This is a genomic window from Mesorhizobium sp. M1A.F.Ca.IN.020.03.2.1 (assembly GCF_004023205.1).
In the GTDB taxonomy this organism is placed as follows: domain Bacteria; phylum Pseudomonadota; class Alphaproteobacteria; order Rhizobiales; family Rhizobiaceae; genus Mesorhizobium.
Genome location: NZ_RZSV01000171.1, coordinates 1 through 12,506, shown reverse-complemented (window position 1 = coordinate 12,506; position 12,506 = coordinate 1). Strand labels below are relative to the sequence as shown.

Genomic DNA, 12,506 nt, shown 5'->3' with positions numbered 1-12,506 from the left:
AACCGGGACGGCGTTCGGCGTTCGGCCTACGACCTTCTCGCCTATCCCGGCGTCGACATGGCCTGGCTGACGCGGATCGAGCCACGGTTTGGCGAACTCGACCCCAACACGGCAGAGCGGCTTGAGACCGAGGCGAAATATTCCGTCTATCTCGAGCGCCAACAGGCTGACGTGGCGCAGATCAGGCACGAGGAATCGCGGCTCATTCCGGAGACCATCGACTTCGCGGACGTGCCCGGCCTTTCCAATGAGCTGAAGCAGAAGATGAAGGCACGCCGGCCGCGCTCGATTGCCGACGCGCAGCGCATGGAAGGGATGACGCCAGCGGCTCTGGCGATCATTGTCGCGCATGTTCGCAATGCCGAGCTGGCTGCACGAAGGTCGGTCGCGTGAGTGGCGATGCCTGGGCGGACCTGCAGAAGGCAGCGGGTCCGGTTTCACGTGAAACATTCGAGCGGCTGCAGGCCTTCGAGCGGCATTTTCAAAAATGGAACCGCAGCATCAATCTGGCGGCGCCATCGACGCTAGACGACGTCTGGCGCCGCCACATCCTGGACAGCGCCCAGCTTGCGCGAATCGCGCCGACCGCAATGCGCTGGGTCGACCTCGGCTCGGGCGGCGGCTTTCCCGGATTGGTACTCGGTTTTCTGCTTGCAGAGCGGCCGGGCGCCACGATCGATCTGGTTGAAAGCAACCGCAAGAAGGCGTCGTTCCTGCAATCGGTCGTCGGCCAATTCGGCCTACCGGCGCGCGTGCTGGGGCGACGCATCGATGACAGCTATCCACTTGTTTCTGCACCGGAAGTCATTACCGCGCGGGCATTGACGGGGCTTCCGGACCTGCTCGATCTTGCCGCACCCTGGCTGACCAAGGGCGCGCGTTCGCTTTTTCACAAAGGCCGGGATTACCGGGCCGAAGTGGAAGAAAGCGCTCACCGCTGGACCTTCGATCTGGTAGAACATCCAAGCATGACAGACGCTCATGGCGTCATTCTGGAAATCACCGATCTGCACCCGGCGACCCCGCAATGAATCACTGGCATCGACCCATGAAAACTGGACCGCGTATCATCACCGTTGCCAACCAGAAGGGTGGCGTCGGCAAGACGACCACGGCGATCAATCTGGCGACGGCGCTGGCCGCGATCGGCGAGCGCGTGCTGATCGTCGACCTCGATCCGCAGGGCAATGCCAGCACCGGGCTCGGCATCGAACGCAAGGATCGCACCGTCTCGTCCTATGACGTGCTGACCGGCGAGCTCGATCTGGAGGCGGCCGCGGTGCCGACCGCGGTGCCGGGTTTGTCCATCGTGCCCTCAACCCTCGATCTGCTCGGCATCGAAATGGAGATCGCCTCGGCGCCAGACCGGGTGCTGCGCCTGCGCAATGCGCTGCGTGCGGCAGCCGCGCGCGCGGCACCGTTCGGCTATGTGCTGATCGACTGCCCGCCGTCGCTCAACCTTTTGACTTTGAATTCAATGGCGGCGGCCGATTCCGTTCTGGTGCCGCTGCAATGCGAGTTCTTCGCGTTGGAAGGCCTTAGCCAATTGCTCGAAACGGTCGAGCAGGTGCGCGGCACGATCAATCCTGACCTCACCATCCAAGGCATCGTGCTCACCATGTTCGATGGCCGCAACAACCTCGCCAACCAGGTGGTGCAGGATGTGCGCGCGCATATGGGCGACAAGGTCTATGAGACGATCATCCCGCGTAACGTGCGCGTTTCCGAGGCGCCTTCCTACGGCAAGCCGGCAATCCTTTACGACCTCAAATGTTCCGGCAGCCAGGCCTATCTGCAGCTTGCCTCGGAAGTGATCCGCCGCGAGCGCAAGCTGCGCGCCGCCTGAATAGCGCAGGCCGAATTTCACTAATCAGTAGCCGATTCGACTCCGAAACGATCTGGACGGAATAATGAGCGAAGACCAATCGAGAAAAAGACTGGGCCGCGGCCTCGCGGCGCTGATCGGCGAGATCGATCGTCCGGCAGCGGCCGAAAAGCCGAGCGCGGTCGCGGCGGATGGCAAGGTGCCGATCGAGTTCGTCAGTCCGAACCCGAAGAACCCGCGCCGGCATTTCGGCGACGCCGAACTCACCGACCTCGCCCAGTCGATCCGAGAGCATGGCGTGGTGCAGCCGGTGGTGGCGCGGCCCTCGCCGTTGCAGCCCGGCCGCTACGAGATCATCGCCGGCGAGCGGCGCTGGCGCGCCGCGCAGCGCGCAGGGCTGACCGAAATCCCGCTCATCGTGCGCGACGTCAACGACCGCACCGCGCTGGAGCTCGCAATCATCGAGAACGTGCAGCGCGCCGATCTCAACCCGGTCGAAGAAGCGCAAGGCTATCAGCAGCTGATCGACGAGCATGGCTACACGCAGGCCGATCTCGGCCAGGTGATCGGCAAGAGCCGCAGCCACGTCGCCAACACGCTAAGGCTCCTGAAGCTGCCTGACGTCATCCGCGACATGCTGGTCGACGGCGCGTTGTCGGCCGGCCATGCCCGCACGCTGGTCACAGCCGGCGATCCGGCGGGGCTCGCCAAGCGCATCGTCGAGGAGGGGCTTTCGGTGCGTCAGGCCGAGGCGTTGGCGCAAATGCCCGCGGGACCGACACCCGCCAAAGTAAGGTCCGCGCCGAGCGCGCCGGAAAAGGATCCCGACACGCTGGCCTTGGAAAAGCTGATGACCGACACGATCGGCATGATTGTCTCGATCGAGCATAAGGCCAAGGGCGGCACGCTGCGGGTCGACTACCGGTCGCTGGATCAGCTCGATGAGTTGTGCCGGCGGCTGAAGGACGACCGATAAATTGCTGATTTACATGAAATTAGCCGACTAATAAAGTTCTCGATTAAGTTTAGATCTGGGCTGATATATTGGTGATAGGCACAACAAGGGGGCCGGCCGCTGCGCCGGCCTCTTCTTTTTTGCGGCGCCCGCGATAGCCGAAGGCGCCGGCCAATCGCCTCACAGGGGGAGGTTGGCTGATCGCCTACCTCTGCGCCAATCTCGCGCTTTCCACCGCGATGCCGAGCAGCGCCTGACGGGCCAGCGCCTCCGACAGGTCGGGCCGCTTGCGCGTCTGCAGCACAGCCGTCTGCAGCCGGTTCAGCGCGCGGCCGAGGGCTTCGCTGTTCCAGCGCTCGAGCGTCTTTTCCACCAGCTTGCGGCGCGAGAAGAAGACCGGCGGGCGCGCTCCCGCCACGACCGAGGCGGCGTTGCGGCCGCCGGATTCCATCTGGCCGCGCATGACCTGGATCGCCTGCAATTGCCGCATCGCCGAGGACAGCACCAGGAAAGGATGGCCGCCGGACGCACAATGCCTGGTGAAGGCAATGTCGAAATCTCCGACCTTGCCGTCGAGCATGGCGTCGACCGCGCCGTCGAAGGAGGCGCCGGAGACATCGCCGGACAAGCCATTGACGTCGTCGAGGTCGATCTCCTTCTTGCCATGGGCGTAGAGCACCAGCTTGTCGATCTCGCCGCGCGAGGCCAGACGGTCGCCGCCGAGATTGCGGCGCAGCGCCTGGCGGGCGTCGAGCGTCATCGACATGCCGGCCTTGCGCAGCTCGTCGTCGATCACCGTGTCGAGATCGCGGGCCTCGTCGGCATAGCAGGGCAAGGCGATGGCGTTCCCGGCTGCCTCGACGATGGCCCGCAGGCCAGCGCCCTTCTTCAGGTCGCCCGCCTCGATGAGGATGAGAGCATCCGGCGCCGGCTCCGCCGTCAGCGCCTTGATGTCGTCGGCCAGCGCCTTCTGGCCGCTGGCGTTGCGGACCCAAAGCAGCCGCCGGTCGGAAAACATCGGCACGGTGCGCGCCTCGTCGAGCAGACGGCCTTCGTCGCGATCGACTTCCGCGCCATCCAGCTTGACCACTGAGAAAGGGTCGTCGAGCGGCAGCCCGGTCTTCAACGCGAAGGTCTTGGCCCGCTCGGCGACCAGGCCACGATCGGGGCCGTAAAGCAGGACGATGGCCATGGCCGGGTCCGGCCGCGCCAGCCACGAATCGACCTCGTATCCCTTCTTCTGTGCCATGCGGGGTGAGTTAGCATGAGGCGGAGACGGAGTGAACGGAGAAGCGGCCAGCCTCTCTTCATCCTCGGGCTTGACCCGAGGATCCATGCCGTGACTTTTGCCGGGGAGCGCCAGGGTGCAGAATATTCTCCAACCGCCGCAACGCGTCAACGTCGCGGCATGGATTCCAGGGTCTGCGCGCGTCGCTCCGCTCCTTGCTCCGCCCTGGAATGACGACCCTGAAGCAGAGTCTGTCACGCCCCTCTGCCCTGCCGAGCAACTCCCCACGAGGGTGGAGATTAGCTGCGTCGGCCGGCGCGCATGCCTTAATTGTCTTTTGTGGCGGCAAACGCTCCGCAAACTTCCGCCAAATTGCGCGACGCTTGGAAACATCGACAAGAAATTTCTGCGCCATATCTGCATCTTGTCGGCCATGTGCCGCATCGGCTCGACGAGGCTGATGACCGGGAGGACGGCCGCCATCTCGCCCGATGAAATGGCGGCGCGGATGTGCAAGTATCGCACCGGCAACATTGGAGGAGGAAGGTCATGGCCGATGCTGGAATGTTGCGCTTTCATGTTCCCGAGCCCGAGGTTCGGCCCGGCGGCACGCCCGACTTCTCGAATGTGACCATTCCCAAAGCGGGGTCCGTGCCGCGGCCGGAGGTCGATGTCGATCCGCGCACCATCCGCGACATGGCCTTCTCCATCATCCGCGTGCTTAACCGCGCCGGCGAAGCCGTCGGGCCATGGGCCGGGCTGCTCACCGACGAGGAACTGCTCGAAGGCCTGCGCCATATGATGACGCTCAGGACCTTCGATGCGCGCATGCAGATGGCGCAGCGCCAGGGCAAGACTTCCTTCTACATGCAGCATCTGGGTGAAGAGGCGGTGAGCTGCGCTTTCCGCAAGGCACTCAAGCCTGGCGACATGAATTTCCCGACCTATCGGCAAGCCGGCCTGCTCATCGCCGACGGCTATCCGATGGTTGCGATGATGAACCAGATCTATTCCAACGAAGCCGATCCGCTGAAGGGCCGGCAGCTGCCGATCATGTACTCCTCGAAGGAGCACGGCTTCTTCTCGATCTCCGGCAATCTGGCGACGCAGTACATCCAGGCGGTCGGCTGGGCGATGGCCTCGGCGATCTCCAACGATTCCCGCATCGCCGCGGCCTGGATCGGCGACGGCTCGACCGCGGAGTCCGATTTCCATGCGGCGCTGGTCTTCGCCTCGACCTACAAGGCCCCGGTCGTGCTCAATGTCGTCAACAACCAGTGGGCCATCTCCACCTTCCAGGGCATTGCCCGCGGCGGCTCGGGCACTTTCGCCGCGCGCGGTCTAGGCTTCGGCATCCCGTCGCTGCGGGTCGACGGCAACGACTATCTCGCCGTCCATGCGGTAGCCAAATGGGCGATCGAGCGGGCGCGTCGCAATCTCGGGCCGACCCTGGTCGAATATGTCACCTATCGCGTCGGCGCGCATTCGAGCTCGGACGATCCGTCGGCCTACCGGCCGAAGGCGGAATCGGACGCCTGGCCGCTCGGCGACCCGATCATCCGGCTGAAGAACCATCTCATCCACAAGCAAGTCTGGACGGAACAGCGCCACATCCAGGCGGAAGCCGAGATCCTCGAAACCGTGATCGCGGCGCAGAAGGAAGCCGAAAGCCACGGCACGCTGCATGCCGGCGGCAAGCCGTCGACGCGCGACATGTTCGAAGGCGTCTATGCCGAGACGCCGCCGCATCTCAGGCGCCAACGCCAGCAGGCAGGGGTCTGATCGATGCCCAGACGCACCATGATCGAGGCGATCCGCGACGCCATGGATGTCTCGATGGCGCGCGACGAGCGCGTCATCGTCTATGGCGAGGATGTCGGCTTTTTCGGCGGCGTGTTCCGCTGCACGCAGGGCCTGCAGGCCAAATACGGCAAGAACCGCTGCTTCGATGCGCCGATCAGCGAATCCGGCATTGTCGGCTCGGCGATCGGCATGGCCGCCTATGGGCTGCGGCCCTGCGTCGAGGTGCAGTTCGCCGACTATGTCTATCCGGCTTACGACCAGATCGTCTCGGAGGCGGCGCGGCTGCGCTACCGCTCCAACAACGATTTCACCTGCCCGATTGTGGTCAGGATGCCGACCGGCGGTGGCATCTTCGGCGGCCAGACGCACAGCCAGAGCCCGGAAGCGCTGTTCACGCATGTCTCCGGTCTCAAGACGGTGGTGCCGTCCAATCCGCATGACGCCAAGGGGCTATTGATCGCCGCGATCGAGGATCCGGACCCGGTCATCTTCCTGGAACCGAAGCGGCTCTACAACGGCCCCTTCGACGGCCATCACGACAACCCGGTGACGCCTTGGTCGAAGCACGAGCTCGGCGAGGTGGCGGATGGCCATTACACCGTACCGCTCGGCAAGGCGGCGATCCGCCGGCAAGGCTCGGCGGTCACCGTGCTCGCCTACGGCACCATGGTCTATGTCGCGCAGGCCGCGGCCGCGGAAACCGGCATCGATGCCGAAATCATCGACCTCAGGACGCTCCTGCCGCTCGACCTCGACACGATCGTCACCTCGGTGAAGAAGACCGGGCGCTGCGTCGTCGTGCATGAGGCGACGCTGACCTCCGGCTTCGGCGCCGAGCTCGCGGCGCTGGTGCAGGAGAACTGCTTCTACCATCTGGAGGCGCCGGTGGCGCGGGTCGCCGGCTGGGACACGCCCTATCCGCATGCGCAGGAGTGGGAGTATTTCCCCGGCCCCGCGCGGGTCGGGCGCGCGCTCGTCGAGACCATGGAAGCCTGAGGGGGGCCGGACGATGGGCGAATATGTCATCAAGCTTCCCGATGTCGGCGAAGGCGTCGCCGAGGCCGAGCTTGTCGAATGGCATGTCAAGATCGGCGACCTGGTGCGCGAGGATGCGGTGCTGGCGGCCGTCATGACCGACAAGGCGACCGTCGAGATCCCCTCGCCGGTCGATGGCGAGATCCTCTGGCTCGGCGCCGAGATCGGCGACACGGTGGCGATCGGCTCGCCGATCGTGCGGCTCAAAATCGCCGGCGAAGGCAACGTGAAAGCAGGCAGCGGTGCCAAGGCCGCGCCGAAGGCAGAAGCGCCGGCCGAGCCCGTGGAGGCAAAGTCCCAACCGCTGTCGGACGCCTCGAAAGCGGCGCCGAAACCGGCACAGATCCCGGCCCAGCCTTCCGTCGCGGCACCGAAGGCTGGGCGCCCGGCGTCCGTCATCGGCGCGCCGCGCGCGGAAGGCGAAAAGCCGCTGGCTTCTCCTGCCGTCCGACTGCGCGCCAAGGAAGCCGGCATCGATCTGCGCCAGGTTGCAGGCAGCGGTCCGGCCGGGCGCATCAGCCATGAGGACATCGAGGCCTTCCTGGCGCGCGGCCCGCAGCTTGCCCGCGCCACCGGCCTTGCCCGCAAGGAGGGCATCGAGGACATCAAGGTCGTCGGGCTGCGGCGCAAGATCGCCGAGAAGATGGCGCTCGCAAAGTCGCACATTCCCCATATCACCTATGTCGAGGAGATCGACGTCACGGCGCTGGAAGAACTGCGCGCGGCGCTCAACAAAGAGAAGCGGCAAGACCGGCCGAAGCTGACGCTGCTGCCGTTCCTGATGCGGGCAATGGTCAAGGCGATCGCCGATCAGCCGAACCTCAACGCGCTGTTCGACGACGAGGCCGGCGTTATTCACCAACACGCGGGCATCCATGTCGGCATCGCCGCCCAGACGCCGACCGGGCTCGTCGTGCCGGTGGTCAAGCATGCCGAGGCCCGCGACCTCTGGGAAAGCGCCGCCGAGATCAACCGGCTTGCCGACGCGGCCAAGTCCGGCACGGCGACGCGCGATGAGCTTTCCGGCTCGACCATCACCATCACCTCGCTCGGGGCGATGGGCGGCGTGGCGACCACGCCGGTCATCAATTATCCGGAAGTGGCGATCGTCGGCGTCAACAAGATCATGGTGCGGCCGGTATGGGACGGCGCGCAGTTCCTTCCGCGCAAGATTATGAATCTGTCGTCCAGCTTCGACCATCGCGTCATCGACGGCTGGGACGCCGCGGTTTTCGTGCAGCGGATCAAGGCGTTGCTTGAGACGCCGGCGCTGATCTTCGTGGAATAGTCGTATGGATACGGACGACGTTGCCCCCTCGTCATCCTCGGGCTTGACCCGAGGATCCATGCCGCGACCTCGCCCGAAGGGCGCGGCGGACCAGAATTCTGGACCGTTGCAACGCCTTCACGTCACGGCATGGATCCTGGGGTCTACGCGCGTCGCTACGCTCCTTGCTCCGCCCCAGGATGACGAGATTCCACGGATATCGACCAATCGCCACGGTCTGCGTTCGCCAGGCCCTAACCCTCTGCCAAAATCCCCGTGCTCAGCAACGAGAAGCCCATGAAAGAGATCTCCTGCAAGCTGCTCGTCATCGGCGCCGGTCCGGGCGGCTATGTCTGCGCCATCCGCGCCGGGCAACTCGGCGTCGACACGGTGATCGTCGAGTTCGGCAAGCCGGGCGGCACCTGCCTCAATGTCGGCTGCATCCCGTCCAAGGCGCTCATTCACGCGGCGGAAGAGTTCGAGAAGATCGCGCACATCGCCGGCGGCAAGGGGCCGCTCGGCATCGCGGTCGCCCCGCCGACGCTCGACCTGACCAAGACGGTCGCATGGAAGGACGGCATCGTTAGCCGGCTGAACAGCGGCGTCGCTGGGCTGCTGAAGAAGGCCAAGGTCAAGACCGTGCAGGGCTGGGCGACGTTCCGCGACGGCAAGACCGTCGAGGTCGAGACCGAGACGGGAAGCCAGGTGATCCGCGCCGAGGCGGTGGTGATCGCCAGCGGCTCGGTGCCGGCCGAACTGCCGTTCCTGCCCTTCGGCGGCCCCGTCATCTCGTCGACCGAAGCGCTGGCGCTGAGCGAGGTGCCGGACAAGCTCGCCGTCGTCGGCGGCGGCTATATCGGGCTCGAGCTCGGCATGGCCTTCGCCAAGATGGGCGCCAAGGTCGCCGTGGTCGAAGCCCTGCCGCGCGTGCTTGCGCAATACGATGCCGAGCTGACGCGGCCGGTGCTGAAGCGGCTCGGCGAGCTCGGCATCGAGGTGATGCTGGGTGCCAAGGCCAAGGGGCTGTCGACCAAGGGCGATGCGCTTATGGTCGAGACGGCAGATGGCAAGAACGCCAAGATCGCCGCCGACAGGGTCTTGGTCACGGTGGGGCGCAAGCCGCTCACCGAGGGCTGGGGGCTGGAGCAGATCGACCTCGACATGGTCGGAAAATTCATCCGCATCGACGACCAGTGCCGCACCTCGATGCGGGGCATCTACGCTATCGGCGATGTCACCGGAGAGCCGATGCTGGCGCACCGGGCGATGGCGCAGGGCGAGATGGTGGCCGAGATCGTCGCCGGCCACAAACGAGGCTGGGACAAGCGCGCGATCCCGGCGATCTGCTTCACCGATCCCGAGCTGGTCACCGCCGGCCTGTCGCCGGACGAGGCGAAGGCGCTCGCCGGCGAGATCAAGATCGGACATTTTCCGTTCGCAGCCAACGGCCGCGCCATGACCAGGCAAGGCGAGGACGGGTTCGTGCGCATCGTCGCCCGCGCGGACAACCATCTGGTGCTGGGCATCCAGGCGGTCGGGCAGGGCGTTTCGGAATTGGCCGCGGCCTTTGGCCTTGCGCTCGAAATGGGCGCGCGGCTGGAGGATATAGCAGGCACCATTCATGCGCATCCGACCCAGGGCGAGGGCTTCCAGGAAGCGGCGCTGAAGGCGCTCGGGCACGCGCTGCATGTTTAGAGGGAGCGGGATCTCCCCCCTTGAGGGGGAGATGGCCGGCAGGCCAGAGGGGGTCGCCGCGCGTGAAGCGCCGACTTCCGTCTTTGGCTTTCACATGCGCTGCACTGGTTGAGAGGACCCCCCTCTGTCGCCTTTGGCGACATCTCCCCCTCAAGGGGGGAGATCACAAAGCTCAGCCCGCCAGGCGGCTCGCCGTCTCGTGCTGGGCGTAGGCGCGGCCGAAGCGGTTGGCCAGAAATGCGTCGAGCGCGATGTCTTCCTGCCGGACGAAACCTTTCGCCGGCAGCGTGCCGTCGGCCAGCATGTCGAGCACGGCGCAGATGCCGGAGGCGGTGGTGATCTGGATGGCGCTGCGCACGACGTTGCCGACGCGGTGCGAATAGATCTTGTTGGCGTAGGTCTCCTGCAGCAGGCGGCCGTTGCGGCGGCCCGAGACGGTGACGAAGACGATGACGACATCCTGCAGCGTCGCCGGTAGGGCGCTCTCGAAAATGTCCTTCAGCACGCCGCGGCGGTGGCGCAGCCCGAGGTCGTTGAGCAGCGCCTTCATGATGGCGGCATGACCGGGATAGCGGATGGTGCGGTAGTTCAGGGTCCGCACCTTGCCTTTCAGCGTCTCGGCCAGAGTGCCGAGTCCGCCGGAGGTGTTGAAGGCCTCGTAGGTGACGCCGTCGAGCGAGAATTCCTCGCGCTCCTCCAGCGGGGGCACCTCGACCAGCTCGCCCTCGACGATCGCCTCGCAAGGCTCGCAATATTCGTTGATGACGCCGTCGGTGCTCCAGGTGAGGTTGTAGTTCAAAGCGTTCGACGGATATTGCGGCAGCGCGCCGACGCGCATGCGCACGCTTTCCAGCGTGTCGAAGCGGCTGGCCAGATCGTTGGCGACGATCGAAATGAAGCCCGGCGCCAGGCCGCATTGCGGGATGAAGGCGCTCTTGCCCTCGCGCGCCAGCTCCTTGACCCGACGGGTGCTGGCGACGTCCTCGGTGAGGTCGAGATAATGCACGCCCGCCTTCGCCGCAGCCTCGGCGATGCGGGTGGTGAGGTGGAAGGGCGCGGCGCTCAGCACGGCGAATTTGCCGGCAAGCGCTGCCTCAAGCGCGCCGGGCACGGCGATGTCGAGCTCCTTGCTCTCGACGCCGGCCGGCAATTCGGCTGCGGCGAGCTGGGCCGCCGAGCGGTCGACCACCGTGACGCGGTAGTCTCCCGTGGTGGTAAGCATTTCAGCGATGGTCGAGCCGATCTTGCCGGCGCCGACGACAACAATGTTTTTCATGACGATACCCCTGCCAGTTCGAATTGGCAGGAATCATCGCAGCTTGCCTGTCGAAAGGAAGCTCGGAATCTGGCAAAGTGAAGCTGAACATAGCGCAATTTGCCGAAGGGTTTCGTCGAAATGATCAGTGAAGCTGAACAGGCCCTGCTGACGCTGCTGCGCGCCAACGCGCGCGCCTCCACCGCCGAGCTGGCGAGAAAGCTCGGCGTGTCGCGCACCACGGTGCAGAGCCGGATCGAGCGGCTGGAGCAGCGCGGCATCATCGCCGGCTACGGCGTCAGGCTGTCGCCCGACTATGAGCAGGGTCTGGTCAAGGCGCATGTGCTGCTCACCGTCACGCCGAAACTCGCCGACAAGGTGGTGCGTAGCCTGGAGGCGATGCCGCCGGTCCGGACGGTGCATTCGGTGAGCGGCAATTTCGACATGATCGTCATCGTCGACGCGCCGTCGATCCGCGATCTCGACGCGCTGCTCGATCAGATCGGGGCAATGGAGGGAGTAGAGCGGACGTCGTCGTCGATCATCTTGTCGACGCGGGTTGATCGGTGAGGGCAGCGAAACTGCCAATCTCCCCCCAAGTGAGGGAGATGGCCGGCAGGCCAGAGGAGGTCGCCTCGCGTGGAGCGCCAACTCCATCTGCCGCAGCAGGCCGAGCCCAGTCGGACCGACCCCCTCTGGCCGCTTTGCGGCCATCTCCCCCTCGAGGGGGGAGATGGGCGCTACGCCCTCCGTCTCTCCGGCCCGTTGTCCAGCCACTCCAGATCGTCCGGCGACAGCGCAATATCCAGCGCCTTGAGGCTGTCCTCCAGCTCATCCAGCGTGCGCGGGCCGATCAGCGGAACGGACGGGAAAGGCTGCGCCAGGACATAGGCGAGCGCGACATGGATCGGGCTTTTGCCGAGCCTGCTTGCAAGTTCGATGGCGCGGTCGCGGCGGCCGAAGTTCTTTTCCGAATACCAGACCCGCACCAGCTCTTCATTGTCGGTGCGGTCGCGGCCGGCGCGGTCGGTGAAGAAGCCACGGCCCTGGCTCGACCAGGCGAAGTTGGGCATCTGCCGCGCCGTCAGCCAAGCTTTCCAATCGTCGGTGGAAGAGGTGATGCAGCCGGCCCAGATCGGCTCCAGCATCTCGGCCAGCGAAAAATTGTTGGAAAGCGCGCCCGGCTTCTGCTTGCCGGTGCGTTCGGCATAGGCGATCGCCGCGTCCATACGCTCCATCGTCCAGTTGGAGCCGCCGAACAGGCCGCGGATGCGGCCGGCCTTGACCTCGCGGTCCATGGCATCGACGAACTCGCCGACCGGCACGTCCGGATTGTCGCGATGCATGAAATAGATGTCGACATGGTCGGTCCGCAGCCGGTCGAGCGACTGGGCAAGCTGCTTGCCGATCACATCGGGATAGCAGAGCGGCGTGTGCGCGCCC

11 protein-coding genes and 1 pseudogene are annotated in these 12,506 nt (G+C 65.5%); 9 read left to right on the top strand and 3 right to left on the bottom strand.

Going from position 1 to position 12,506, the window contains the following annotated elements; all coding sequences use genetic code 11:
- The 4 genes and pseudogenes from EOA79_RS23025 to EOA79_RS23010 all read left to right on the top strand — a co-directional run.
- Positions 1 to 393, top strand: a pseudogene (locus EOA79_RS23025) (tRNA uridine-5-carboxymethylaminomethyl(34) synthesis enzyme MnmG); the annotation flags it as partial.
- A complete protein-coding gene (gene rsmG, locus EOA79_RS23020) occupies positions 390 to 1,031 on the top strand; it encodes a 16S rRNA (guanine(527)-N(7))-methyltransferase RsmG (RefSeq protein ID WP_128293298.1) in 642 nt (213 codons plus the stop codon). The pseudogene EOA79_RS23025 and the gene rsmG, both read left to right, overlap by 4 nt.
- Before the next feature lie 17 nt (positions 1,032 to 1,048).
- Positions 1,049 to 1,846: a ParA family protein gene (locus EOA79_RS23015; RefSeq protein WP_095825114.1), complete on the top strand. Its 798-nt coding sequence runs from the start codon at positions 1,049 to 1,051 to the stop codon at positions 1,844 to 1,846.
- A gap of 64 nt (positions 1,847 to 1,910) precedes the next feature.
- Entirely contained in the window at positions 1,911 to 2,801 is an 891-nt protein-coding gene (locus tag EOA79_RS23010) for a ParB/RepB/Spo0J family partition protein (RefSeq protein ID WP_095825115.1), read from the top strand.
- Positions 2,802 to 2,985: 184 nt separating this feature from the next.
- Here the strand turns inward: EOA79_RS23010 and holA are convergent, their stop codons facing one another.
- Positions 2,986 to 4,029 carry a DNA polymerase III subunit delta gene (gene holA / locus EOA79_RS23005; RefSeq protein WP_095825116.1) on the bottom strand — a complete coding sequence of 348 codons (1,044 nt, stop codon included), beginning with the start codon at positions 4,027 to 4,029 and terminating at the stop codon, positions 2,986 to 2,988.
- Between the two features lie 528 nt (positions 4,030 to 4,557).
- On the opposite strand from holA, the gene EOA79_RS23000 reads away from it, so the two are divergent.
- The 4 genes from EOA79_RS23000 (at position 4,558) to lpdA (ending at position 9,808) form a co-directional block, all read left to right on the top strand.
- Entirely contained in the window at positions 4,558 to 5,790 is a 1,233-nt protein-coding gene (locus EOA79_RS23000) for a 3-methyl-2-oxobutanoate dehydrogenase (2-methylpropanoyl-transferring) subunit alpha (RefSeq protein ID WP_066991510.1), read from the top strand.
- Positions 5,791 to 5,793: 3 nt separating this feature from the next.
- Positions 5,794 to 6,807 carry an alpha-ketoacid dehydrogenase subunit beta gene (locus EOA79_RS22995; protein WP_095799561.1) on the top strand — a complete coding sequence of 338 codons (1,014 nt, stop codon included), beginning with the start codon at positions 5,794 to 5,796 and terminating at the stop codon, positions 6,805 to 6,807.
- A gap of 13 nt (positions 6,808 to 6,820) precedes the next feature.
- Entirely contained in the window at positions 6,821 to 8,134 is a 1,314-nt protein-coding gene (locus EOA79_RS22990; protein ID WP_095825117.1) for a dihydrolipoamide acetyltransferase family protein, read from the top strand.
- Between the two features lie 276 nt (positions 8,135 to 8,410).
- The gene (gene lpdA, locus EOA79_RS22985) at positions 8,411 to 9,808 is read left to right on the top strand and encodes a dihydrolipoyl dehydrogenase (RefSeq protein WP_095825207.1); all 1,398 of its coding nucleotides are present in this window, start codon (positions 8,411 to 8,413) and stop codon (positions 9,806 to 9,808) included.
- 172 nt (positions 9,809 to 9,980) lie between these two features.
- On the opposite strand, the gene EOA79_RS22980 is transcribed toward lpdA, so the two are convergent.
- On the bottom strand, positions 9,981 to 11,084 hold the full coding sequence (locus tag EOA79_RS22980) for a saccharopine dehydrogenase family protein (RefSeq protein ID WP_095825118.1): 1,104 nt from the start codon (positions 11,082 to 11,084) through the stop codon (positions 9,981 to 9,983).
- Between the two features lie 120 nt (positions 11,085 to 11,204).
- On the opposite strand from EOA79_RS22980, the gene EOA79_RS22975 reads away from it, so the two are divergent.
- Positions 11,205 to 11,633, top strand: a complete 429-nt coding sequence (locus EOA79_RS22975; protein ID WP_066991894.1) for an Lrp/AsnC family transcriptional regulator — start codon at positions 11,205 to 11,207, stop codon at positions 11,631 to 11,633.
- Between the two features lie 170 nt (positions 11,634 to 11,803).
- Here the strand turns inward: EOA79_RS22975 and EOA79_RS22970 are convergent.
- Positions 11,804 to 12,506, bottom strand: a 703-nt coding sequence (locus EOA79_RS22970; RefSeq protein WP_164893921.1) for an aldo/keto reductase, incomplete at its 5' end; no start/stop codon positions are given.